At 33.7% G+C, this 23027-nt stretch carries 24 protein-coding genes and 1 tRNA gene; 9 read left to right on the top strand and 16 right to left on the bottom strand.

Going from position 1 to position 23027, the window contains the following annotated elements:
• Position 1: 1 nt before the first annotated feature.
• The 5 genes from dapB to FLV_RS04365 form a co-directional block, all read right to left on the bottom strand.
• Complete coding sequence (dapB, locus tag FLV_RS04345; protein WP_243231058.1) at positions 2 to 706, bottom strand: 4-hydroxy-tetrahydrodipicolinate reductase; 705 nt, start codon at positions 704 to 706, stop codon at positions 2 to 4.
• A 39-nt stretch (positions 707 to 745) separates the two neighbouring features.
• Complete coding sequence (locus FLV_RS04350) at positions 746 to 1312, bottom strand: DUF5683 domain-containing protein (RefSeq protein ID WP_243231060.1); 567 nt, start codon at positions 1310 to 1312, stop codon at positions 746 to 748.
• On the bottom strand, positions 1312 to 2214 hold the full coding sequence (locus tag FLV_RS04355; RefSeq protein ID WP_243231061.1) for a ParB/RepB/Spo0J family partition protein: 903 nt from the start codon (positions 2212 to 2214) through the stop codon (positions 1312 to 1314). Before FLV_RS04355 ends, FLV_RS04350 begins: the two co-directional genes overlap by 1 nt.
• Positions 2215 to 2219: 5 nt before the next feature.
• Positions 2220 to 2987, bottom strand: coding sequence for a ParA family protein (locus FLV_RS04360; RefSeq protein ID WP_110347876.1), 768 nt, complete (start codon positions 2985 to 2987; stop codon positions 2220 to 2222).
• 393 nt (positions 2988 to 3380) lie between these two features.
• Positions 3381 to 3455 (bottom strand) — tRNA-Pro (locus FLV_RS04365).
• A 221-nt stretch (positions 3456 to 3676) separates the two neighbouring features.
• Here FLV_RS04365 and FLV_RS04370 point away from each other — a divergent pair.
• From FLV_RS04370 to trxB, 8 genes are all read left to right on the top strand, one after another.
• On the top strand, positions 3677 to 4345 hold the full coding sequence (locus FLV_RS04370; protein ID WP_243231062.1) for a MarR family winged helix-turn-helix transcriptional regulator: 669 nt from the start codon (positions 3677 to 3679) through the stop codon (positions 4343 to 4345).
• Positions 4346 to 4438: 93 nt separating this feature from the next.
• Positions 4439 to 5947: a phytoene desaturase family protein gene (locus FLV_RS04375; RefSeq protein ID WP_243231063.1), complete on the top strand. Its 1509-nt coding sequence runs from the start codon at positions 4439 to 4441 to the stop codon at positions 5945 to 5947.
• A complete protein-coding gene (locus FLV_RS04380; protein ID WP_243231064.1) occupies positions 5931 to 6770 on the top strand; it encodes a phytoene/squalene synthase family protein in 840 nt (279 codons plus the stop codon). The genes FLV_RS04375 and FLV_RS04380 overlap by 17 nt, the downstream gene beginning before the upstream one ends.
• Positions 6771 to 6823: 53 nt before the next feature.
• A complete protein-coding gene (locus FLV_RS04385) occupies positions 6824 to 7225 on the top strand; it encodes a hypothetical protein (protein WP_243231065.1) in 402 nt (133 codons plus the stop codon).
• Position 7226: 1 nt separating this feature from the next.
• Positions 7227 to 7688 (top strand): SRPBCC family protein, encoded by a 462-nt coding sequence (locus FLV_RS04390; protein ID WP_243231066.1) that lies wholly within the window; start codon positions 7227 to 7229, stop codon positions 7686 to 7688.
• Positions 7689 to 7693: 5 nt separating this feature from the next.
• On the top strand, positions 7694 to 8143 hold the full coding sequence (locus tag FLV_RS04395) for a sterol desaturase family protein (RefSeq protein ID WP_243231073.1): 450 nt from the start codon (positions 7694 to 7696) through the stop codon (positions 8141 to 8143).
• The gene (locus FLV_RS04400) at positions 8140 to 8841 is read left to right on the top strand and encodes a lycopene cyclase domain-containing protein (protein WP_243231077.1); all 702 of its coding nucleotides are present in this window, start codon (positions 8140 to 8142) and stop codon (positions 8839 to 8841) included. The genes FLV_RS04395 and FLV_RS04400 overlap by 4 nt, the downstream gene beginning before the upstream one ends.
• A gap of 179 nt (positions 8842 to 9020) precedes the next feature.
• Positions 9021 to 9968: a thioredoxin-disulfide reductase gene (gene trxB / locus FLV_RS04405; RefSeq protein ID WP_243231079.1), complete on the top strand. Its 948-nt coding sequence runs from the start codon at positions 9021 to 9023 to the stop codon at positions 9966 to 9968.
• A gap of 239 nt (positions 9969 to 10207) precedes the next feature.
• On the opposite strand, the gene FLV_RS04410 is transcribed toward trxB, so the two are convergent.
• The 5 genes from FLV_RS04410 to FLV_RS04430 form a co-directional block, all read right to left on the bottom strand.
• A complete protein-coding gene (locus FLV_RS04410; RefSeq protein WP_243231081.1) occupies positions 10208 to 11041 on the bottom strand; it encodes a GIN domain-containing protein in 834 nt (277 codons plus the stop codon).
• Between the two features lie 85 nt (positions 11042 to 11126).
• Positions 11127 to 11858 (bottom strand): head GIN domain-containing protein, encoded by a 732-nt coding sequence (locus FLV_RS04415; RefSeq protein WP_243231083.1) that lies wholly within the window; start codon positions 11856 to 11858, stop codon positions 11127 to 11129.
• A 3-nt stretch (positions 11859 to 11861) separates the two neighbouring features.
• Entirely contained in the window at positions 11862 to 13580 is a 1719-nt protein-coding gene (locus FLV_RS04420; RefSeq protein ID WP_243231085.1) for a PspC domain-containing protein, read from the bottom strand.
• A gap of 3 nt (positions 13581 to 13583) precedes the next feature.
• On the bottom strand, positions 13584 to 13916 hold the full coding sequence (locus FLV_RS04425; protein ID WP_017498072.1) for a PadR family transcriptional regulator: 333 nt from the start codon (positions 13914 to 13916) through the stop codon (positions 13584 to 13586).
• A 224-nt stretch (positions 13917 to 14140) separates the two neighbouring features.
• Positions 14141 to 14596, bottom strand: a complete 456-nt coding sequence (locus FLV_RS04430; protein ID WP_243231087.1) for a DUF4870 domain-containing protein — start codon at positions 14594 to 14596, stop codon at positions 14141 to 14143.
• Positions 14597 to 14850: 254 nt separating this feature from the next.
• Here FLV_RS04430 and FLV_RS04435 point away from each other — a divergent pair, with 254 nt between their 5' ends.
• Positions 14851 to 15303 carry a DUF4442 domain-containing protein gene (locus FLV_RS04435; RefSeq protein ID WP_243231091.1) on the top strand — a complete coding sequence of 151 codons (453 nt, stop codon included), beginning with the start codon at positions 14851 to 14853 and terminating at the stop codon, positions 15301 to 15303.
• 197 nt (positions 15304 to 15500) lie between these two features.
• Here the strand turns inward: FLV_RS04435 and FLV_RS04440 are convergent, their stop codons facing one another.
• The 6 genes from FLV_RS04440 to FLV_RS04465 all read right to left on the bottom strand — a co-directional run bounded on the left by FLV_RS04440 (position 15501) and on the right by FLV_RS04465 (position 22992).
• Positions 15501 to 15659 (bottom strand): hypothetical protein, encoded by a 159-nt coding sequence (locus FLV_RS04440; protein WP_243231094.1) that lies wholly within the window; start codon positions 15657 to 15659, stop codon positions 15501 to 15503.
• 721 nt (positions 15660 to 16380) lie between these two features.
• Positions 16381 to 18618: a multicopper oxidase family protein gene (locus FLV_RS04445; RefSeq protein WP_243231103.1), complete on the bottom strand. Its 2238-nt coding sequence runs from the start codon at positions 18616 to 18618 to the stop codon at positions 16381 to 16383.
• Positions 18619 to 18627: 9 nt separating this feature from the next.
• The gene (locus FLV_RS04450) at positions 18628 to 21060 is read right to left on the bottom strand and encodes a heavy metal translocating P-type ATPase (RefSeq protein ID WP_243231109.1); all 2433 of its coding nucleotides are present in this window, start codon (positions 21058 to 21060) and stop codon (positions 18628 to 18630) included.
• Positions 21061 to 21439: 379 nt separating this feature from the next.
• A complete protein-coding gene (locus FLV_RS04455; RefSeq protein WP_243231112.1) occupies positions 21440 to 22000 on the bottom strand; it encodes a helix-turn-helix domain-containing protein in 561 nt (186 codons plus the stop codon).
• A 2-nt stretch (positions 22001 to 22002) separates the two neighbouring features.
• On the bottom strand, positions 22003 to 22533 hold the full coding sequence (locus FLV_RS04460; RefSeq protein WP_243231114.1) for a DUF3347 domain-containing protein: 531 nt from the start codon (positions 22531 to 22533) through the stop codon (positions 22003 to 22005).
• Positions 22534 to 22632: 99 nt separating this feature from the next.
• The gene (locus tag FLV_RS04465; RefSeq protein WP_243231116.1) at positions 22633 to 22992 is read right to left on the bottom strand and encodes a hypothetical protein; all 360 of its coding nucleotides are present in this window, start codon (positions 22990 to 22992) and stop codon (positions 22633 to 22635) included.
• Positions 22993 to 23027: the final 35 nt, after the last annotated feature.

Consider the following 23027-nt stretch of genomic DNA (forward strand, 5'->3'; position numbering starts at 1 on the left):
TTTAAGATTCCAGGTTTAAAACGTCTTTCATTGTGTAGATTCCTTTTTTACCGGCTAACCATTCTGCGGCAATAACGGCTCCTAAAGCAAAACCTTCACGATTATGTGCAGTGTGTTTTAATTCGATACTGTCAACGGTTGAATCATAAGTTACCGTATGGGTGCCCGGAACATCACCAATTCTTTTGGCTTCTATATAAATTTCTTTAGGCTTTGGGGTGTCCATTGTCCATTTTGCGTAAGCACTATTTTCAATTACTCCTTTTGCTAAAGAAATTGCGGTTCCGCTTGGTGCATCTAATTTTTGAGTATGGTGAATTTCTTCCATTGATACTTTATATGAATCAAACTGAGCCATGATTTTGGCTAAATATTCATTCAGTTCAAAGAATATATTTACACCTAAGCTAAAGTTTGAACTCGAAATAAAACCACCTTGTTTTTCGTTGCAAAGTGCTTCCATTTCGGCATAGTGCTCCAACCATCCTGTTGTTCCTGAAACTACGGGAACATTGGCGTGAAAACAGCTTGAAATATTGGCTACGGCTGCTGTAGGAACACTGAAGTCTATCGCAACATCGGCTGTTGAAAGTCCGTCATAAGTATTGAATTCATCTTTTTTTAAGACAATTTCATGACCTCTTTCCAAAGCAATTCTTTCGATTACCTGGCCCATTTTTCCGTATCCTAAAAGTGCAATTTTCATTTTTTTGTATTTTTAATTTAAATAGAAGTAAAAAGCTATTTAAAAGTTGTAATTAAAAGTTAGTCCAACATTTGGTTTAAAAGTTACATCCGAAGGGTAAATTTCCGGACGAAGCGATAATCTTTCATTGACATTAAACTGAATTAAAGCGGCATCAACATTGGCATCAATAATGTTTAAAACATAGAATCCAACGACGAATAAAGCAGACAAATCACGATTACGCTGATAAAATTTTTGGCCGGCAATAAGTCTGTCATCACTCAGGAAATCGAAATCTCCGGATTCAGGGCTGTAGCCTTCGAGTCTTCGTTTGTATTCGTCACGATATTGATGGTATTTTTTGTTATTGTCAATATAGAAATACAAGCTGGTGCCAATTGCACCGTAAACTAAAGGAATTTTCCAGTATCTTTTATTGTATGCCTGTCCTAAACCGGGTAAAATTGCCGAATAAAAGGCTGCTTTTGCTGGTGTAAGCGGATCTATTTCTTGCAACTTAGTAGTGTCTTTAGCGACCAAAACCGTTTCTTCTTTTACCTGGGCAAAAAGAGAGACGGTTCCTAAGAGTAAGAACAATAGACTTATGGGGACAATTTTATTCACTATCCGTTTATTAATTTTATAATTCTGTTAAAGTCGGCTTCTGAGTTAAACGGAATTGTGATTTTCCCTTTTCCGTTACCCGCCACTTTTACATCAACTTTTGCACCAAAATAATCATTAAAAGTATTCTTTTGCGTTTCTTTAACTACAAATGAAGAATCAGCTTTTGCTTTTCCTTCAGCTTTTGGTTTTAGACTTTCATGATAGTTTTTTACCAAAGTTTCTGTTTCACGAACAGATAAGTTTTGGCTTACTATTTTTTGGTAAATATCAGTCTGAATGTCTAAATCTTCAATATTGATTATGGCTCTGCCGTGTCCCATGCTGATAAAACCATCACGGATACCGGTTTGAATAATCGGGTCTAATTTTAAAAGACGCAAATAATTGGCAATAGTAGAGCGTTTTTTTCCAACACGTTCGCTCATTTGTTCCTGAGTTAACTGAATTTCATCCATCAAACGCTGGTAGGAAAGGGCAATCTCAATAGGGTCTAAGTCATGACGCTGAATGTTTTCAACCAAAGCCATTACCAATGATTCGTTATCATTAGCAATACGGATGTAGGCCGGCACATGTGTTAAACCAACCAAAGTAGAAGCACGTAAACGACGCTCTCCTGAAATTAACTGGTATTTGTTGAAGTCTAATTTTCGAACAGTAATAGGTTGAATTACACCAAGTTCTTTGATAGAAGTGGCTAACTCACGTAAAGATTCCTCATTGAAATTACTTCTGGGCTGAAATGGATTTATTTCGATAGCACTTATTTCAAGCTCAATAATGTTTCCAACAACCTTGTCAGCATTTTTGTCTTCAACTGATGTAATATCGTTTTCCGGATCTTTTAATAATGCTGATAATCCTCTTCCTAAGGCTTGTTTTTTAATTGCTTTTGTCATAAAAACTATTTGCTGTTTTTCTTTATAATTTCCTGAGCTAAATTAATGTAATTCACAGCTCCTTTGCTGGTTGCGTCATAATTAATGATGCTTTCGCCAAAACTTGGAGCTTCGCTTAATTTTACATTTCGCTGAATAACGGTTTCAAAAACCATATCGTTAAAGTGTTTTTGAACCTCTTCGACAACCTGATTTGATAAACGTAGCCTTGAATCGTACATGGTTAGTAATAACCCTTCAATGTCTAAATCAGGATTGTGGATTTTTTGAATACTTTTGATAGTGTTCAATAGTTTTCCTAATCCCTCAAGTGCAAAATATTCGCATTGAATTGGAATAACTACAGAATCTGCAGCCGTTAAAGCATTTAAGGTCAACAAGCCCAGAGATGGTGCGCAGTCGATAATGATAAAATCATATTCTTCTTTTGCCTCTTCTAATGCTTTTTTAAGCATATACTCACGGTTTTCTTTGTCAACCAGTTCAATTTCGATAGCCACAAGGTCAATGTGAGCAGGTATCACGTCAACGTTTGGAGCAGTACATTTTAAAATGGCTTCCTTTGGAGTTGCAGTATGTTCAAGAATTTGGTAAGTTCCTAATTCTACAGATTCTACGTCAATTCCAAGGCCGGATGTTGCATTAGCCTGAGGATCAGCGTCGATTAATAATACTTTTTTCTCTAAAACACCTAATGAGGCAGCAAGATTTACTGATGTAGTAGTCTTTCCAACGCCTCCTTTTTGATTAGCAATAGCAATGATTTTGCCCATTTATTTTCTGAATTTTGAACCGTAAAAATACAATTATTTATGGTTTTTGAAAATCTATTTTGTTAACATTTATGAAACGCTCTCTAACCTTTATTTGGTGGGTGTTGGAAAGAATTGATTTCGCTTTGAATAGGTAATTATTAATGAAGATTATGCTGTTTAATATAGATTTTGATAAGACTTTGACGATGTTTGGAAAATTTTCTGTAAAAATTGAAATGCTATTTTAAATAAAAAAAAATTTCAAGTGCGTGAAAAGATTTTGTCGGGTGTAGTCCTGAAACTTTTTCGTGTGAACCAGAGGTCTTCCGATTTCAATTGGAAAGCGATAGCAGCAGTTCAGTTAAGTCTAGAACAAAAAAAAAGTCCTTTCATTTTTTGAAAAGACTTTTGTCGGGGTGGCAGGATTCGAACCTGCGGCCTCCTGCTCCCAAAGCAGGCGCGATAACCGGGCTACGCTACACCCCGTAAGCGGATGCAAATATAAGGTTTATTTCTGCTTTTCAAAGTGATTTTGTAAAATAATTTTAGAAAATTCACAAAGGTTTCTTTTTATACTTTATTTGTGGAATAAATATCATTTAAATATATTTTTAGTGTATTTTTACACTATTATTGTATTTGAAAATTTTGTAATGAAAAGAATCTTGTACTAAGGTTTCCAAAAATTAAAATAATACATTTTTATTATGAATTATAAGTTACTGAAAGATGTGGTTGACTTAGTTCAGGATTTTGAGGGAGAAAATCTTATGAATCAATTATATACTAACGATTTGGAGGGTTTTGTACAGTGGATAAATCGATGTGCAAAAAATGATTTATTAAAAAGTGAACCAGAATGGGAAGGTAAAGACTTTGGAAGGAGTCCTGAAAGCGTCATAAATACTTTGATTGTTCACATGAACAGGTATGCAAAATCCTATTCTAAGGCGGCTATTTTTGGTTCTGATTTTTCGACTCAGGAAGATTTTATTTATTTAATTAATCTTAAGGCTTTTGGATCAATGTCTAAAATGGAATTAATCAAAAAGAATATTCAGGACAAACCCACAGGGATGAAAATTATAGATCGATTGATATACAATGGCTGGGTAAAACAAGATGATTCTAAAATAGATAAAAGAAGTAAAGTAATTACAATTGTAGATAAAGGTTTGATGGTTTTGGAGCGACAAATGGGCAAAATTAGAAAGGCTACTAATGTGGTTACAGGAGATTTGGACAAAAATGAAAAGATGCAGTTGATTTACTTATTGCAAAAATTAGATCACTTTCATAAGCCATTATATGATAAAAATTCAGATCCATCAAAGTTTTTAGAAGTTGCTTATAATGCTTATTTACAGGTGATTTAATTTCTATTAAAATTATTTGAAGTAAAAAAATAATTGTAGGCGTATATATTGTAAATCGCACTTTGTAGGAGAATTATATATTTTAATTAAATTATGCAAAAATCAGAAACAAAAAAAACTATAGCTGTTATAGGTGCGGGAATTTCGGGGCTTTCGGCTGCCGCTTATCTTGCCAAAGCAGGAAATGAAGTTCATGTTTTTGAGAAACACAATCAGTCAGGGGGTAGAGCCAGGCAATTTGCTACTAATAATGGTTTTGTTTTCGATATGGGGCCTAGCTGGTATTGGATGCCGGATATCATAGAAGGTTTTTTTGGAGATTTTGATTGTAAAACTTCTGATTTTTTTGAGTTAGTGGGGCTAAATCCTCAGTTCGAAATGATTTTTTCGGATATGAAGATGGCTGTTCCGGAATCTTTTCAGGAAATGAAAGTGTTGTTTGAAAGTCTTGAAAAAGGTGCTGGTAAAAAATTAGATCTTTTTATGAATGCTGCTCAATATAAATATGAGGTGGGAATGCAAGATTTTGTTCAAAAGCCCTGTCATAACTGGATGGAATTCGTGTCGCCTAAAATTGCTTCAAGTGCATTGAAATTGGATCTGCTGACTAATTTCAGAACGTATGTATCTAACTATTTTAAACATCCCAAATTAAGAATTTTAATGGAGTTTCCTGTTATTTTTTTGGGTGCTTCACCAAAAAACATTCCAGCTTTGTATAGCCTTATGAATTATGGCGGCTATAAAATGGGGACCTGGTACCCGATGGGAGGTTTTTATCAGTTGGTTTTAGCTATGCAAAAAATAGCAGAATCACAGGGAGTTGTTTTTCATTTTAATCATTCAGTAGAAAAAATAAATACTGAAAAAGGGAAAGTGAGTTCGTTATGTATTAATGGAAAAAAATATCAATTTGATGCAGTGGTGGCTTCGTCAGACTATCATCATACTGAAACGCTCCTGAAAGAAGAACAGCGTAATTATTCTGAATCCTATTGGAAAAGCAGAACTTTTGCACCTTCCTGTTTGATTTATTATTTAGGTTTAAATGAAAAGATTCCTAATCTTAAACATCATACTTTGTTTTTTGAGAATGATTTGGATGAACACATTGATGCCATTTATGGTAATAAAAAATGGCCTGAAAAACCATTATTTTATACTTGTTGTCCTTCTAAAACAGATCCAAATGTGGCGCCACCAGAAGGGGAAAACCTTTTTTTGTTAATGCCTTTGGCTATCGGAATTGACGATGAGGAATCAAAAAGAGAGGAATATCTTAAAGTAATGATTAAACGCATTGAAAAACATACAGGGGTTCAGAATCTGCAGTCAAAAATAGTGTTTCAAAAAAGCTATTGTGTATCTGATTTTATTAAAGATTATAATGCCTATGGAGGAAATGCCTACGGACTGGCCAATACGCTTTCGCAAACAGCAGTTTTGAAGCCTAAAATCAAAAACAAAAAAAACAAAAATTTATTTTATACGGGACAGTTAACAGTTCCTGGGCCAGGAGTACCTCCCTCCATTATATCAGGAAAAATTGTAGCCAAAGAGGTGATTAACTATAAATGCTATACCAATGAAAAAACTATTTGATGATTTGTCTTACGAGGTAAGTAAAAAGACTACTGTAAAGTATAGTACTAGCTTTTCTTTAGGGATTTTAGCTTTGAAGCCGTCTATTCGGCCAGCAATTTATGCGATATATGGATTTGTAAGGTTAGCGGATGAAATAGTAGATAGTTTTCATGATTTTGATAAGAAAACATTATTATATAGGTTAAAAAATGAAACAGATGTTGCTTTGAAAGAGGGAATATCGCTCAATCCTATTTTACAATCATTTCAGGATACTGTTTGTAAATATCAGATTGATAAAATCTTAATTGATCAATTTTTGCATAGTATGGAAATGGACTTGGAAAAAGTAGATTACAATTCGGATTTATATAAAGAATATATTTATGGCTCGGCCGAAGTAGTAGGTTTGATGTGTCTTCAGGTTTTTACAAATGGTGATAAAGAAAAATACCAAGAGCTGAAACCATTTGCCATGAAGTTGGGATCTGCTTTTCAGAAGGTTAATTTTCTACGGGATTTAAACGAAGATTATAAGGTTTTGGGAAGAACGTATTTTCCTAATATTGATATGAATGTTTTTGATAACCGTGTAAAAAAAATGATTGAAAAAGAAATTGAAATTGAATTTAAAGAAGCTTTATTAGGAATAAAAATGCTGCCTCCAACTTCAAAATTTGGAGTTTATTTAGCATATCGTTATTATCTTTCGTTATTCCGTAAAATAAAAAATACCGCTGCGGAAAATATTTTACAAGAACGAATTCGTATTCCTAACGCTCAAAAAATCAACCTAATGATGCGTAGTTATGTACGTTATAAAATTGCTGTTTTAGAATGAAAGGGATTATCTTATACTTTGTTTTCTTCATTTTTACTATCAAAAGTTTTGGTATGCCAGTGGATTTAGATTATATTAGAAATCATTATGTACAAGCCGCTTCTGATAAAAAATTATGTCTGGAAATGATAAATGAGTTGGAGAAAGAGCTGTCGACAAATGTTCATTTGGTTTATTTGGGTGCGTTACAGACTATACGGGCGAATCATGTTGTGAATCCATTTTCGAAATTAAGGACTTTCAATAAAGGAAAAGCAACTATTGCGCAGGCTGTAGCATTAGATAGTAATAATATCGAAATCCGATTGATTAGATTATCTGTACAAAAAAAATGTCCTGCTTTTTTGGGATATAATAAAAATATAAAGGATGATGAGGAATTCCTGAAGAAGCATAAGGGACAGATTAATTCTTTACCTTTAATGAAATTGTTAGACACGGTTTTAAATACATAAAATGAAATACCAATTATACAGAGAACAGCAGCTTCGTTGTGATGTAGCAACCGCTTGGCAGTTTTTTTCCAATCCTGACAATCTTTCAAAAATTACACCAAAAAACATGGGGTTTGTCGTGCTTACCAAAAATACAGACGGAAATATTTATGAAGGAATGGAAATTGATTATACCGTTTCCCCTTTATTAGGAATTCCTATAAAATGGAAGACCCGTATTCTAAAGGTTAATTTTGAAAAAAGTTTTACTGATTTTCAGGAAAAAGGACCTTATAAACTTTGGAACCATTATCATGAGTTTATTCCAAATGCTGATGGAGTATTGATGAAAGACACTGTAGATTATGAATTACCATTTGGTTTTTTAGGAACTTTTGCTCATGTTTTACTAGTCAAAAATAAACTAAATGAAATTTTTAATTATCGTTTTCAATTTTTAGAAAAGAAGTTTAATCAAAAGTAAATTGAATGTTGAATTTTTTAATTATCATAATTGTTTTTATTTGTATGGAAGGGGCAACGTGGTGTATTCATAAGTACATTATGCACGGTTTTTTATGGGTTTTACATAAAGATCACCACGATCATAGCAGCGAAGGATTGTTGGAGAAAAATGATTATTTCTTTGTGATTTTTGCAACGCCCGCTATTGCGTTAATGTATTTTGGTTCACTTGCAGATTTTAATTATGTTTTTTATATTGGTTTAGCGGTCTCTTTATATGGAATGGCTTATTTTTTTGTGCATGATATTTTTATTCATCAACGATTAAAAGTATTGCGAAATACTAATAATACTTATTTTTTAGCGTTGCGGAGGGCTCATAAACAGCATCATAAGCATTTGGGAAAACATTTTGGTGAGTGTTTTGGTTTTTTATATGTTCCGAAGCAGTATTTTAAAAAGAAAAAACAATGAAACCATACACGTATTTATTGATTCTTTTTTTTACAGTTATTGTCTGTTTTATTGCTTCTTTTGATAAAAGGCTGGCTTTTCACAAACATTTTGGAGCTTTTCTAAAAGCAGCAGTTGTGGTAGGTATTCCTTTTATTTTGTGGGATGTATGGTTTACGAAGCATGGCGTTTGGTGGTTCAATTTTGATTATACTGTAGGAATTATGATTGCCGGTTTGCCTATTGAAGAATGGCTTTTTTTTATTTGCATTCCTTTTTCGTGTTTGTTTACCTACTTCTGTTGCGATAAATTTTTTAATCTGACCTGGACGGATGGGTTTAATAATATCATCGTATTTGCAAGTGTTATTGTTTGTTGTCTAGTAGCGTTATTGAATCCAGACAAAGTTTACACCTTTGTTACTGCTATTGTCACCGTTTTTACTTTAGTTTATCTTCATTTTTTTGTCCGGGCTTCCTGGATTAGTCAGGCTTCCTTATTGTTTTTTGTACTCATGTTCGGTTTTTTTCCTGTAAATGGAATATTGACAGGAACAGGATTAGATTCACCAATTGTCAATTATAATCCTAATGAATTTTTAGGAATTCGGATGCTTACCATTCCTATTGAAGATGCTGTTTATGGCTATAGTCAGTTTTTATGGGGAATTTATTTTTTTAAAATATTTCAAAAAAAGGAATCTTTAATTTGTGATTAAAGCTGTTGTTGGGTTTTAAGAATCGGATGAGATAAAATTATCCCATAAATCAATACACATTCTTGTGTAAAAGAAAGTTTTTTAGTTATCTATTTTATGATAATAAAAACTGATTATTCTTATTTAGTTTTCCAATAATAAAAACTTATTTTTGTGCTGTTTAAAAAACTATAAATATTATGTCAGATACAATCGAAAAAATTAAATGCCTAATTATAGGTTCTGGTCCGGCGGGTTATACTGCTGCTATTTATGCAGCCAGAGCAAATATGAATCCGGTTTTATATCAGGGAATGCAACCGGGTGGTCAGTTGACAACAACAAATGAAGTAGAAAATTTTCCGGGTTATGTTGATGGTGTTACAGGTCCTGAAATGATGATTCAGTTACAGGAACAATCTAAGCGTTTTGGAGCAGACATCCGTGACGGCTGGGCTACAAAAGTTGATTTTTCGGGAGATATTCATAAAGTTTGGATTAATGACAAAATAGAACTGCACTGTGAAACGGTAATTATTTCTACAGGAGCTTCAGCTAAATATTTAGGTTTACCATCAGAACAGCATTATCTGCAAATGGGTGGTGGAGTTTCTGCCTGTGCAGTTTGCGACGGTTTTTTCTACCGTAATCAGGAAGTTGTAATTGTTGGAGCAGGAGATTCTGCTTGTGAAGAAGCACACTATCTGTCAAAATTGTGTAAAAAAGTTACGATGCTGGTAAGAAGCGAAAAATTCAGAGCTTCAAAAATCATGGAAGAGCGTGTTCGTAAAACTGAAAACATTGAGATTTTATTGAATCATGATACGGTTGAAGTTTTAGGTGACGGAAATGTAGTTCATGCTATCAAAGCTTTAAATAAAACCAGTAATGAAGAAATTGAAATTCCTGCAACAGGTTTCTTCGTAGCCATTGGTCATAAACCCAATACAGATATCTTTAAAGATTACATCACTCTTGATGAAACAGGTTATATTGTAAATACTCCCGGGACATCTAAAACAAATGTTGAAGGTGTTTTTGTAGCAGGAGATGCAGCAGATCATGTATATCGTCAGGCAATTACGGCTGCAGGTACAGGATGTATGGCTGCCTTAGATGCAGAACGTTATTTAGCTGCTAAAGAGTAAAGATTTGGTTTCAAGTTTCAGGTTTCAGGTTTCAAGTTTAAAAGTTTCAAGTTTTGAAAGCCATAAAAAAATCCATTCGTGAACGCGAATGGATTTTTTTTATACTGAAACCTGAAACCTGAAACCTGAAACCTGAAACCTGAAACCTGAAACCTGAAACCTGAAACCTGAAACCTGAAACCTGAAACCTGAAACCTGAAACCTGAAACCTGAAACCTGAAACCTGAAACCTGAAACTTTTATTTAACCCTCTTGATTAATTTAGCTTCTTCACTAAAACGGGTAAGTTCAATTTTTGGTTTTCCTAAAAGTGAAACTTCTGCTTTGTCTCCTATAGCCAGAGATATCGAAATTTCGGCCAGTACACTGCCTGTTGCATTGTTTTCAGCAGTAAAATTAGCTTCTTTTATATTGAATTTTGTTCCTGTAAAAACTGAATTATTATCTATGCGAATATTCCCTTTTTCAGCCACACCTTCAATTGCGGCATTTGCTTTTTGGTATAAATCACATTTGAATTTAATTGCAGATACTAAAGATTTTATACTCGAATTTTTGCTTAACTGTAAAGACCCGTCATCAGATTTTAGATTCAGTTCGGTTTTAGATTTATCATCAGCTGTTAAACTGAATTTCTTTGCATTTACATTCAAAAATAATTTAGAATAATCAAAACTATTAAATGAAATATCATCCAGTTGAAGTTCCTGAATAGCATAAATTATTGCTTCGTTTTTAGTAATGATCTTTGTTAATGACTTTGTATAAGTAACGCGAACAGTAAGTTTTTTAAAAATAGAAGATTCTTTTGAAGTATATAAACGGAGTGTTTTTTCTCTTAAATCCATTCCGATAATATCGTGTAAATTATCATCGGCTTCAATTTTTATTTCATTTTTTTCTCCTCTTTCCAAATAGACTTCAATATTATCATCAACTTCCAGGGCATCAAAATCACCAACTTCTTTTATGGATGTGGTAACAATTTTAGAACCTTTTATTTTCTCTCTCTTTTGGGCAAAAGTGAATGTTGTAACTAATAACAATAAGAGTAGGGCTGTATTTTTTTTCATTAATTCTAGATTTTGATTTTGACAAATATAAAAAAATCATCCACTTTTGATGAATGATTTCTTTTATATTTAACACATAATATGGTTATCCTTTGCTAACGCTTCCACCTGAATTTTCAGTTTTTTCGATTGTTTTAGGTGATGAGTCATAATTAACGCTTCCACCGCTTGAAGCTTCCGCTTTTAAATTTACGATTGGATGTACATCAACACTGGCTCCGCTTGAAGCTTCTGCATGAACTTCATTAGCCAGAAGTTTTTCAGCATTAATACTGGATCCGCTCGATGCTGATGCTTTTATTTTTAATGCTTTGCCTTGTATGTTTATAGTACTTCCGCTTCCTGAATCACAAATAATATTATCAAATTCTATATTCGCATCTATTGTAGAAGCACTGAATGCTTCCAGCTCTATATTTTCTCCCAGAATTACTTTTTCGGTTTGTATAGTAGATGCACTTGATGCTTCCAGTTTGTTGATAACCGGCATTTTTACAATAACTCTTTTAGTAACATCTCCAAACGAACTGTATTTACATTTAATGTACAATGTTCCGTCTTCTACTTTTGTAATAATGTCTTTTTGCAGATTGTCATCGGCCTCAACTGTAATTTCTGTTGAAACAGCCTGTATGATTACCACATCGATAGCATTGCTTACAGATACATTTTTAAAATCACCCTGAATTATCCTTTTTTCGGTAGTAACATTTCCGCTGCCTTCAATAGTATTCAAATTAAAGTTACATGAGGCAAACAATAATGCAGTAATAGCTGCAATAATGAATTTCGTAATATGAATGATTATTTTTATCATGGTTTAGTTAATTTTTATTATAACTCCGTTTTGATCTGTGGTTAATCGTCCGGTACTTTTTTTGGCGTTCAAAACTTCTTTTTCGTTTATTTTAACCGAAACTCCACTTACTGTATCATTTTCAATGCCATATCCTACTTCTACATCTTCATAGCTATTTTCATCTAGAGGACAATTAAGGCATTTAATTTTTGAACCCTCTACTTTATAGTTATAATTACCGCTAAAGTGTAGGTTGAAAAAATCATCTTCTGAGTCATCATAATCCTGTATGGAAGCATCTGGTTTAAATAATTGGCCTTCTGGTAAATACAAATACACATCGACTTCCTGTCCTCTGAATTTATTTTTAACGTCTGTAAGAAAATAATTATCCAAAATTAAATAATTTCCTTTAATCTCAATGTTGTAATTGATTTTTTCTGCTCTTTTTTTAGCACTTGTAAATGAGTTTCCTCTGGCGCTTTTTTCTATTTGCAAATAAGGAGCCGTTTCATCAGTATGTAATACATGCAAACGAACATCATTGGAGTATATTAAAGCATTGTTTGCAGAATCCTGAACAAACTCAAATTCTCTATGGTGATCTAAGTCTTTAGCATAATAATCATTGTATCTAAACTTTACATATAATGTATCGGTAGGAGTAATGTTGATTGCTTTTTTCTCTACCGCTTTGTTGTCGTATGAAATTTCAGTAGCCTGTTTGATTCCAATACTGATCGCAATGGCAACTGCAATAATCCAAATTGCCAATAAAGTATATTTGGCAATGTTTCCGATTGTTTTTGTGTTTGGAGACAACAATTTGAAACCCAAAAGTGTCATAAAGAAAAACGGAATTCCAACCGCAAAGAACATTAACAAGCCAAATGACCAGATAGGATATTCAGTAAAGTTTCCGGCTTCAATAAAGTTGTCCCAAGGGAAATCAAGAAAAACATTTGTTCCTAATGTAAATACTCCAATCAATAATAATATTAAGACAGTGATTCCGGACATAATCAAAATGACTCCTAAAAACTTAGCGAAGATTTTAAAAACCGTCATAACAAAGTCTCCAAAGGAACTACTTATTCTTTCAGCTCCTGACTTTACGTGGTTTCCCATTTTGTCATAATCTGCATTTTTAAATTTATCAGATAATGTGTCAATTTCTTCACGAACTTTTTTTTCGATGTTTGAAATCGTAACCGGTTCTCCTGTCATTTCCAGTTTTTCTGAGGTTGTTACTGCCTCAGGAGTTACAATCCATAATACAAAATAGGCTAAGATTCCGGTTCCAAAACCTGCAAAAACAAATATTAAGAATACGATTTTAACCCATACAGCGTCTACTCCAAAATAATGTCCTAAACCTGTTGCTACACCGCCAATCATTCCTTTTTCTTTGTCACGGTATAATTTTTTGTGTTTTTTGGTTGCATAATTAAAAGACTGATTAGTAGTTTCTTCGTCTTCAATTCTGTAATCTTCCGGCTGTCCCATAACTGCGATCACTTCGTCAACGTCTTTCAGTCCCACAACATGTTTTTCGCTTTTTTGTTTTTCTGTTAAAAGTTCAGAAACACGCATTTCAATATCTTTAATAATTTCATCTTGTCCGGATGAGTTGTTTAAGGATCTTTTTATAGCGTCAAAATAGCGTGTCAATTTTAAATATGCATCTTCATCGATGTGAAAAAACATACCGCCTAAGTTAATATTTACTGTTTTGTTCATGACTTATTGATTTTGATTGGTGATTAGTTTTACGGCGTCAGACAATTCTGTCCAGGTGCCGCTTAATTCGTTTAAAAATGTTTGTCCTATCTCGGTTAATCCATAGTATTTTCTTGGGGGCCCCGATGTCGATTCTTCCCATCTGTAATTGAGTAAACCGTCGTTTTTTAGTCTGGTTAAAAGAGGGTAAACAGTTCCCTCCACAACTAATAATTTTGCGTTTTTTAAAGTGTCTAGTATTTCAGATGTATATGCGTCTTTTTCTTTTAGTACTGATAAGATGCAAAACTCAAGAACACCTTTGCGCATCTGTGCTTTTGTGTTTTCAATGTTCATAATTTCATTTCATTTTTTTTAGATTGAACAATTCGTTTTTTGATTGATGATTGATGATGATTGATTGATGATGATTGATTGATTTTTAGGAGCTGTTTCCTGCTATCCGCTTTATCTTTTGTGGCGAACCCCGCCACAAAAGGATGCCGCTTCTATCAGGGCTAGGGCTCTCGGGAATCTATAACTTTTTAACCTTCTTAGTCACACTGAGCGGAGTCGAAGTGTTACTTTATAAAAGGAATCGTTAGCGGATATTTGTATAATTCTCCGTTTGAAGCTTTTATCGAAGCATAAATCACTAAAAAGAATTCAACAAATTTTAACAATCCAAAAAGAACGACTGCCGTAATTCCAACACTCAAAAGACCAATATTTCCTTGAAAATTAAAATTTCTGATTACAAAATCGTCGTCATTAATAATGGCTTCGATTGGAAGATTCTGCAAGAAAACCGTAATAAAAATCGGAATTGCAATAAGTGCTAAAATCAAAGTGTAAAGCAATAAGCTTAACTGAAAGTTCAAAGCCTGTTTTCCGTGGTGATCTGCAAATTCAGATTTGTCTTTGTAATTTGTCCAGATGATAAGTGGAAAAATATAATTTCCAAACGGAATGATGTACTGACTTAATGTACTCAAATGAGTAAATGCTGCTGTGTTCTTTTCTGGTGTTTTTTCCATGATGAGTGGTGTTGATGTTTCCATGATTAAAAGTATATAGTAATTTCTTATGCAAATATATATCTAAAAGACAGTATCTTGTTTTGCATAGTACCAAATGTTAACAAAATTTTAACAATTTTGAATTTTGAATTTGAGCTATAGTCAATTGAAAATCATTCGTAATGCCTTGTTTTGTTGAGGTCTTATGAAAGATTAATGAATTTATTGTGCACGCATAGTTTTTTTGTATTTTTACATAAAAAATATATCAAATGGCAGTTTCAGTTTCTAAACTCAATAAATTTGTGTTGTTCAAATTACCATCGGCTTACTTTTGCGGGGTACGTGTTAAAGCTATTGATGAAAATAGTTGTACGGTAACGGTAAAACACCGCTGGATCAATCAAAACCCTTTTAATTCGATGTATTTTGCAGTTCAGGCCATGGCGGCTGAACTAACAACCGGGGCATTGGTAATTTCACAAATCCAGGAAAGCGGAAAGAAAATTTCGATGCTGGTTGCCAACAACAAAGGGAACTTCACAAAAAAGGCTACAGGACGAATTACATTTGTCTGCAACGACGGACATTTAATTGCAGAAGCTATTAAAAGAACAATAGAAACAGGCGAAGGGCAGACGTTCTGGATGAAATCTATAGGAACAAATGAAGAAGGTGTTCAGGTTTCTGAAATGGATTTTGAGTGGAGTGTAAGAATTAAATAGTTTTAAAGTTTTTTGCCACAGATTAAAAAGATTTTTTCTTTGGAGTTGCTTAGGAACAAAATGACGAAGAACTTTGTCAAAGTTAAATAGAGATCGTTTAAAAGAAATTCTTTTTAATTCTTTTAATCTGTGGCGAAAAAAAATATAAAAAAAGGCTTCGAATATTCGAAGCCTTTTTGGTAAAAATTAGATTGCGATTATTTTTTAGCGCAACATTTTTTGTCTTTTTTATCAGCTGTTTTTTTGCAGCAAGATTCTTTTTTAGCTTTTTCTTTTTTAGGAGCTGGTTTTGTGTCTTGTGCTTGTAATCCAATTGTGAATAAAGCGATGGCTAAAACAGTAAATAATTTTTTCATTTTTGTTTCATTTAATTGTTAATTATTTTTCTTTTTTTTGATTGAAGATTTGATTCAAATATAATACGATTTAGTTTTGTAATCAATAACATTTTTCACAACTGTTGTTTTTGAAATTATGTTGACATTTTGGGGATCTATACAAAATTGAAGGACATTCTGGACAAAGATTTTGCATTAAAGATTGATTTTTAAAGAATTCACTTTAGCATTCGTAACAGGTATTTATTAAAGAATCACTCATAACTCTTATTTTTGTTTTCAGTATTGCGATATGATTTTCTGATGAAGAACTGAACTGCCATTATGATAATTAAAACAACTATAAAAAAGAATTCTACTATTACAAGTCCTATAAAAGGCATTCCGCAATGAAATTGACCATTAGATTGAATTCTCAGTTTGTAATCGAGTAATTTGAAAGCAAAATAATAAAACAGAATTTGCGAAAAAAAACTAATCAGGCAAACTTCCGATAAATTTAGTTTAATGCTTTCTGAAATTGCTTTTCTTCTCAATATAATTTGAAATAGTAAGGGCAAGGTAAGTAATAAAATCAAGAGGATTCCGTACATAAATTTAGTTTAAAGTGATTTTGGTTAATTATTTGCCTTTTCAAAATCAATGCCATTAAATAATTCAAACATTTTACTTTTATACACGAATAAAAATGGAACTTTTTAAAATAAACTTATATCACTTATATGGTTAAAAAAATAAATCAATAATTTAAATTAACCCCAAACCCAATTCCCATATCGCTGTCATAATGCGTCGTGATTCCGAAGTTTCTGGCAACGATATATTTTAATCCCGCCATATATTCTTTATCCGTATTCCACATTAAATTCATTCGTAAACGTCTCGAAAGCGGAATGTCTTTTCGCTCAAACTGTATTCTCAAATTTCCATCGGTGTACATTTCAAGCTGAGCTTTTACGAGCATTGGCAAAGTATATTCGGCTCCGATGCTAAAAACCGAACGATTGTCTTTGGTGTTTTTCTGTCCAAAAAGATTTTGTTCCTGTTCGTCCATTCCCATTTTTCGGTAACGCCAGTCAAAACCAATAAAAGGCATCAACCATTGATTTTTACCAATGTATCGGCCAATATGTGTTTCGGTTTCGTAGCCATGTTCGTTATTATAACCCAGTCTCCATTCGGTTCCGATGCTCCAGCGTGTGTTGCTGTACATCGCTTCCCCATCATTTCCGTTGGTTGCAAAATCATTTTCGGCCATAAAATGAAACATTCTGTCGTCCATTTTCAGCATTTTGTAAGCCATTTCAGGATGATGAATCAACGGATTTGGCGCTGAATTTTCATAAGTAAAAATTCTTCCCATTCCTGCCATCATGTGATACAAAATATGACAGTGGAAAAACCAGTCTCCATCTGCATTGGCCTGAAATTCGATGACGTCGGTTTCCATTGGCATAATATCAATTACATTTTTTAGCGGAGCATAATCGCCATGCTCGTTTAAAATCCTAAAATCATGTCCGTGCAAATGCATTGGGTGACGCATCATCGATCCATTATATAAAACAATCCGAACGTTTTCTCCTTTTTTAATTAAAATTTTATCCGTTTCAGAGACCACTTTATTGTCTAAACTCCAAACATAACGATTCATGTTTCCGGATAATGTAAAACGTAATTCTTTTATTGGTGCGTCTTTTGGTAATGTTGTTTTGGTTGGCGATTTCAACATTCCGTAATTCAATGTTACAATTTCAGAAGTTGCGGTAGAATCATTTGTCATTTCCATACCTTCCATATTGTGCATCGAATGGTCTTCTGTTTTTGCAGATTCTTCTTCACCGGAAATTTCAGGATACATTACGGCGTTCATATCCATTTTATTGAGCGACATATTCATGCCCATATCGTTCATTTCGCCGTTCATTTTCATCATATCGTTCATCATTTTCATTCCCTCAAAGTATTTTAATTTCGAAAGATGATGAACAGGCTGTTTATTTCCTTCTCCTAAAAATATAGCAGCAGATCCGGTTCTGTCTTCGGCTGTAGCCAAAAAAGCAAAAGATTTTTTATTTTCAGGAATCGTAACTACGATATCATAAGTTTCAGAAACCGCAATAATTAAACGGTCAACTTCTACAGGTTCAACGTCGTTTCCATCGCTGGCCACAACTGTTATTTTTCCGCCTCCATACGTCAGCCAGAAATAACTGGAAGCGCCTCCGTTGGCAATTCGTAATCTTACTTTATCGCCGGCTTTAAATTGCGAAAGCTGGTCTTCATTTTTTCCGTTAATTAAAAACTTTTCATAATAAACATCACTTACGTCCATAGCATTCATACGCTTCCATTCGTTAGTGACTTTGGTTGAAAATTGTCTTTTTTTAATCGCTTCGGCATAACTTTGAGTTGTACCTTTTTTTATGGCAAACCAATCATTGGCATTATGAAGCATTCGCTGAATATTCTCTGGTTTAAGATCTGTCCATTCGCTTAAAATAACAGGAACAGTCGGGAGATCGTCAATACCTTTTCTAAAAGTCGAATCGTCTTTCTTTTTATTGATAATGAAAAGTCCGTACAAACCAATTTGTTCCTGCAATCCAGAATGGCTGTGATACCAATACGTTCCGTTTTGAATAATTGGAAAAGTATATTTGTGCGTTGTTCCGGGCTTAATAGGCATTTGCGTTAAGTACGGAACACCGTCTTCTTTATTTGGAAGAAATAATCCGTGCCAATGCAGCGCTGTATCTTCATTTTTTAAATCGTTATGCACATAAATCTCGGCAATATCACCTTCCGTAAAAGTCAATGTTGGCATCGGAATTTGTCCGTTTACAGTTAACGCACGTTTTTCTTTTCCCGAAAAATTGACAATCGTGTCCCGTACGTGTAAATCATAACGAACTACTTTTTGAGCCTTTGCACTCAAAGCAATCAAAAAGACAATTAAAATAGTATGTAGTTTCATATTGATTTTTTAAAGGTTTAAATTTCGCAATCGCAAAGCATTCACAATTACCGAAACAGAGCTTAAACTCATAGCCAAAGCGGCTAACATCGGCGAAAGCAAAATTCCGAATACCGGATATAAAATTCCTGCTGCAATTGGAACTCCTAAAGTATTGTAAATAAAAGCAAAAAACAGGTTTTGCTTAATGTTTTTCATAACCGAAAAGCTTAGTTTTTTAGCTTTAACTATTCCGTTTAAATCTCCTTTAACCAGTGTTATTTTGGCACTTTCAATCGCAACATCGGTTCCGGTTCCCATTGCGATTCCAATATTGGCTTGAGCCAAAGCCGGAGCATCGTTGATTCCATCGCCGGCCATTGCTACCACTTTTCCTTCGGCTTGCAAGCGTTCAATTTCTCTCAGTTTATCTTCTGGAAGACAATCGGCTTTGAAGGAACTCAAGTGAAGCTGATCTGCCACTGCTTTGGCTGTATTTTTATTGTCACCTGTTAACATAATCACTTCAATGCCCTGATCGATTAAATCTTTAATGGCTTTGGCACTGTTTATTTTTATGGCATCTGTAATGGTCACGTAACCTGACACAATATTATTTACGGCGATGTATGAAACCGTTTTACCCAGATTTTGTTCGGCTGTAATTTTGTTTTCAAAATCAGCAGAAACCGAGGCGTTTATCTGTTCCATTAGTTTTTTATTTCCTAAAGCAATTTTTGCATTACTAACCGTTCCTAAAACTCCTTTTCCTGCAATAGTTTCAAAATCGGGAACTTCAAGTAAAGATTGGTTTTTGTCTTTTGCAAAATTAACAACGGCCTGCGCTAAAGGATGTTCGCTATGCTGATTTAGGGAAGCAATGTTTTGCAACAGAAAATCTTCGTTATTATCGATGGCATAAATTTTCTCGACAGTTGGTTTTCCTTCTGTAATCGTTCCGGTTTTATCGGTAATTAAAACATCTATTTTATTCATGTTTTCAAGTGCTTCGGCATTTTTAATTAAAATTCCGTGTTGTGCGCCTTTTCCAACGCCAACCATAACCGACATTGGAGTTGCTAATCCGAGTGCACAAGGACAAGCAATAATTAAAACGGCAATCGCATTAATTAATCCGTAGATATATGACGGTTCAGGGCCAAATTTTGCCCAGATAATAAAAGTCAATATTGAAATGGCAACAACGGTTGGAACAAAATATTTGGCAACACGGTCGGCCAGTTTTTGAATGGGCGCTCTCGAACGGCTGGCATCATTTACCATTTGAATAATCTGTGAAAGCAAAGTCTCTGAACCTACTTTTTCGGCAATCATAACAAATGATTTTGTTCCGTTTATCGTTCCTGAAATTACAGTATCGCCCGCTTTTTTATCAACCGGAATAGGTTCTCCGGTAATCATAGCTTCATCAATACTGCTTTCGCCGGAAGTTATTTTTCCGTCAACCGGAATTTTTTCTCCCGGTTTTACTCGTAATAAATCGCCTTTTTTAATATCGTGAATTGAGATGGTTCTGTCAGTTCCATCTTCTACTAAAGTAGCTTCGGTTGGGGCTAATTTCAATAATTCTTTTATTGCGCCATTGGTTTGTCCGTGGGCTTTGGCTTCTAATAATTGTCCTAATAAAACCAAAGTTATAATGACCGTTGCCGCTTCAAAATACAAATGAATGGTTCCGTGATGCGATTTAAATTCGGACGGAAAAAGATCTGGGAAAAACATTCCCGCAATACTGAATAAAAATGCCACGCTGGTTCCAATACCAATTAAAGTAAACATGTTTAAATTCCAGGTTATAATTGATTTCCAGGCGCGGACAAAAAACATCCATCCCGCATAAAACAAAACCGGAATTGAAAATAGAAACTGAACCCAGTTCCATTTTTCTATCGGCATGATTTTAAAAAGTGGGTTATCTGGAATCATTTCCGACATTGAAATAATGAAAACAGGAAGCGTAAACAATGTTGCAATCTTCATTTTTTTTAATAAGTCGGTGTACGTTTTGTTTTCTTCAGACTCAGATGTCTGCATGGGGACTAAATCCATTCCGCAAACCGGACAATCTCCGGGTTTGTTATACGTTTTATCACCTTCGCAATGCATTGGGCAGTAAAAAACTCCAGTCGCATTATGAGGAATTATCGTTTTTTCTTTTTTATGAGAATGAGCTGAATGGTCTTCTTTTTTATGACCAGAACAACATGGTTTTATAACAGATTCGTTTTTTTTAGGAGAGTCTATTTCAATAGTGTAATTTCCGGCTGTAGCTAAAACTTTCTGAAATTTTTCCGTTGGAACATGCTTTTCCATTTTTATAGTTGCCAATGGCGGATCTAACGTTACTTCGGCATGAATTCCTTCCACTTCATTTAGCGTTTTCTCAACTTTGGTTCGGCAGCCGTTGCAAGACATTCCAGAAATTATATATTGATGAGTCATTGTTTTTTGTTTTAAGGTATTACAATGCAAATTTCCGAAGTAAGATTTACAACGGTTTGTAGAATTTTGGGAATGATTTGTAAGATTTACTAAATGCTGTTTGAACCGCAAAGGGCGCAAGGATTTTTGATGTTGGGTTTTATAAAAAAAACGCAAGGTTCGCAAAGGTTTTTAACTAATCTTATAATAATCTCTCGCAAAAGCGTAAAGTTTTTTCTTTTGTCATCCTGAGCGAAGTCGAAGGAACTCGCATTTTGGTCATTTCGAGGAACGAGAAATCTTCACAAGTAACTCGACAAAGATTGGATTCTCGTTGCGGAGCTACTCGTAGAGATTTCTCGTTCCTCGAAATGACAAACTAGATGTTTAAATTAACTCTTTACAAATTCTCGATCTGAATACGGTTTTTATCTTTCAGTTGTTTGAAAGAAGTAGGAGTAAAGCCTGTAATTTTCTTGAATTGATTACTTAAATGCGCTACGTTGCTGTAGTTTAGAATATCTGCAATTTCACTTAACGAAAGCTCATTATAAATCAATAATTCTTTTACTTTCTCAATTTTTTGACTGATAAAATACTTTTCAATCGTGATGTTTTCAATTTCAGAAAATAAATTACTCAGCGAATTATAATCTTGGCTGAGGTTTTCTGCCAAGTAATCAGATAAGTTGATTTTAAGATCGTTGTTTTTATGATGCACCAAATCGATAATAAGATTTTTTATCTTCTCGATGGTTTTTGTTTTTTTATCATCCAATAAATCAAAACCTAAAGTTTGAAGATTTTTAAGTAAAACTTCTTTCTGATGCTCGTTGATTTCATCTTGCAGTTCGACTTCGCCTAATTCGACAGAAATAGTCTGAAGTCCGAGTTTTTCAAACTCAGACTCCACAACCATTTTACAGCGGGCGCACACCATGTTTTTGATGTAGAGCGTCATGTTTATTTGATGGTTTCTACTACGTTTCCGCAAGTTAACATTGAAGAACCGTAATACGGATTCTTAACTGCTTTTTCTTTGCTTAACCAGTCAGCATCAGCCATTGGACAATATTGTTTGTAAATTGGCTGGTCTGGACTTGAAACTTTTATTAGATCGTAAGTGCTTTTAGAAAGCGATTTGAAGGTTTCGCGCTGTTTTTTAAGATCTGTAGTTGTCGAAATACTTTTGGCGTCGGCAGTAATTTTTTTAACTACTTTCATCCAAACGGTATGTTCGTTGCTTTTAAGTTTGTCCATTTTTACTGCTGAAATTGCAGTAAGTAGGTCTTTGGCTTTCGCCGAAGTCAATTTGGTATCACTTTTTATTAAAGCATCTTTTACAGTAAAATAAGCATCATAAACAGATTGAAGCTGACTCGCATCAACGATTTCTGTTGCTCCTGATTTTAATTTTGCTGTATTTGCCTGAATGTTATTAGCACTAAATAATGTTATAAGTACTGTTGCTAAAGCTATGATTGATTTTTTCATTGTATATAATATTTAGGTAAGGATTTTATTTTCCTTTAAAATTAATTAAAAAGTTTCGTTTCAAAAAAGACCCAATACGGGCTGTCATAAATATGATAATTATATTTTTGGCTTGAGCCAAATAGAAGTAAATCCAGAAGAAATGTTGGATTCACTATAAGATGGAATAGTGTTTTTTAAAGAAAAATTAAAAACATCATTTTGTAAATCAAGATCATTTGAAGTTAAAATAACAAATTGTAATGCAGTAGTTGTACAGTTAGAATGACGGCATTTTCCGTTACAATTGTGTTTTTCCTGTTTTGAAGTTTTCTTTTCGCAGCATTTTTCAGAACAGCTGTTTTCTTCTTTAGAAGCAATTTCTTTGTGATGTCCCATATTGCATGCGTACGTATAACCCGGATTCAAAAAGAAACTCAGCGTTATAAAAAGCAGTATTATATGGATTTTCTTTTTCAAAGAAATTGTTTTTTTAGATGTACAAATTTAGTTAA

The sequence above is a fragment of the Flavobacterium pectinovorum genome, assembly GCF_022802975.1.
In the GTDB taxonomy this organism is placed as follows: Bacteria; Bacteroidota; Bacteroidia; order Flavobacteriales; family Flavobacteriaceae; genus Flavobacterium; species Flavobacterium pectinovorum_B.

Excerpts from the sequence above, each read along its gene's own strand:
- FLV_RS04395 (WP_243231073.1), top strand. The coding sequence starts at position 7,694 with ATGTTGAATTTTTTAATTATCATAATTGTTTTTATTTGTATGGAAGGG.
- FLV_RS04445 (WP_243231103.1), bottom strand. The coding sequence starts at position 18,618 with ATGAAACTACATACTATTTTAATTGTCTTTTTGATTGCTTTGAGTGCA.
- FLV_RS04400 (WP_243231077.1), top strand. The coding sequence starts at position 8,140 with ATGAAACCATACACGTATTTATTGATTCTTTTTTTTACAGTTATTGTC.
- FLV_RS04425 (WP_017498072.1), bottom strand. The coding sequence starts at position 13,916 with ATGAACATTGAAAACACAAAAGCACAGATGCGCAAAGGTGTTCTTGAG.
- FLV_RS04460 (WP_243231114.1), bottom strand. The coding sequence starts at position 22,533 with ATGAAAAAATCAATCATAGCTTTAGCAACAGTACTTATAACATTATTT.
- trxB (WP_243231079.1), top strand. The coding sequence starts at position 9,021 with ATGTCAGATACAATCGAAAAAATTAAATGCCTAATTATAGGTTCTGGT.
- FLV_RS04355 (WP_243231061.1), bottom strand. The coding sequence starts at position 2,214 with ATGACAAAAGCAATTAAAAAACAAGCCTTAGGAAGAGGATTATCAGCA.
- FLV_RS04435 (WP_243231091.1), top strand. The coding sequence starts at position 14,851 with ATGGCAGTTTCAGTTTCTAAACTCAATAAATTTGTGTTGTTCAAATTA.
- FLV_RS04370 (WP_243231062.1), top strand. The coding sequence starts at position 3,677 with ATGAATTATAAGTTACTGAAAGATGTGGTTGACTTAGTTCAGGATTTT.
- FLV_RS04430 (WP_243231087.1), bottom strand. The coding sequence starts at position 14,596 with ATGGAAAAAACACCAGAAAAGAACACAGCAGCATTTACTCATTTGAGT.
- FLV_RS04415 (WP_243231083.1), bottom strand. The coding sequence starts at position 11,858 with ATGATAAAAATAATCATTCATATTACGAAATTCATTATTGCAGCTATT.
- FLV_RS04360 (WP_110347876.1), bottom strand. The coding sequence starts at position 2,987 with ATGGGCAAAATCATTGCTATTGCTAATCAAAAAGGAGGCGTTGGAAAG.
- FLV_RS04455 (WP_243231112.1), bottom strand. The coding sequence starts at position 22,000 with ATGACGCTCTACATCAAAAACATGGTGTGCGCCCGCTGTAAAATGGTT.
- FLV_RS04420 (WP_243231085.1), bottom strand. The coding sequence starts at position 13,580 with ATGAACAAAACAGTAAATATTAACTTAGGCGGTATGTTTTTTCACATC.
- FLV_RS04375 (WP_243231063.1), top strand. The coding sequence starts at position 4,439 with ATGCAAAAATCAGAAACAAAAAAAACTATAGCTGTTATAGGTGCGGGA.
- FLV_RS04380 (WP_243231064.1), top strand. The coding sequence starts at position 5,931 with ATGAAAAAACTATTTGATGATTTGTCTTACGAGGTAAGTAAAAAGACT.
- FLV_RS04440 (WP_243231094.1), bottom strand. The coding sequence starts at position 15,659 with ATGAAAAAATTATTTACTGTTTTAGCCATCGCTTTATTCACAATTGGA.
- FLV_RS04410 (WP_243231081.1), bottom strand. The coding sequence starts at position 11,041 with ATGAAAAAAAATACAGCCCTACTCTTATTGTTATTAGTTACAACATTC.
- FLV_RS04450 (WP_243231109.1), bottom strand. The coding sequence starts at position 21,060 with ATGACTCATCAATATATAATTTCTGGAATGTCTTGCAACGGCTGCCGA.
- FLV_RS04390 (WP_243231066.1), top strand. The coding sequence starts at position 7,227 with ATGAAATACCAATTATACAGAGAACAGCAGCTTCGTTGTGATGTAGCA.
- dapB (WP_243231058.1), bottom strand. The coding sequence starts at position 706 with ATGAAAATTGCACTTTTAGGATACGGAAAAATGGGCCAGGTAATCGAA.
- FLV_RS04385 (WP_243231065.1), top strand. The coding sequence starts at position 6,824 with ATGCCAGTGGATTTAGATTATATTAGAAATCATTATGTACAAGCCGCT.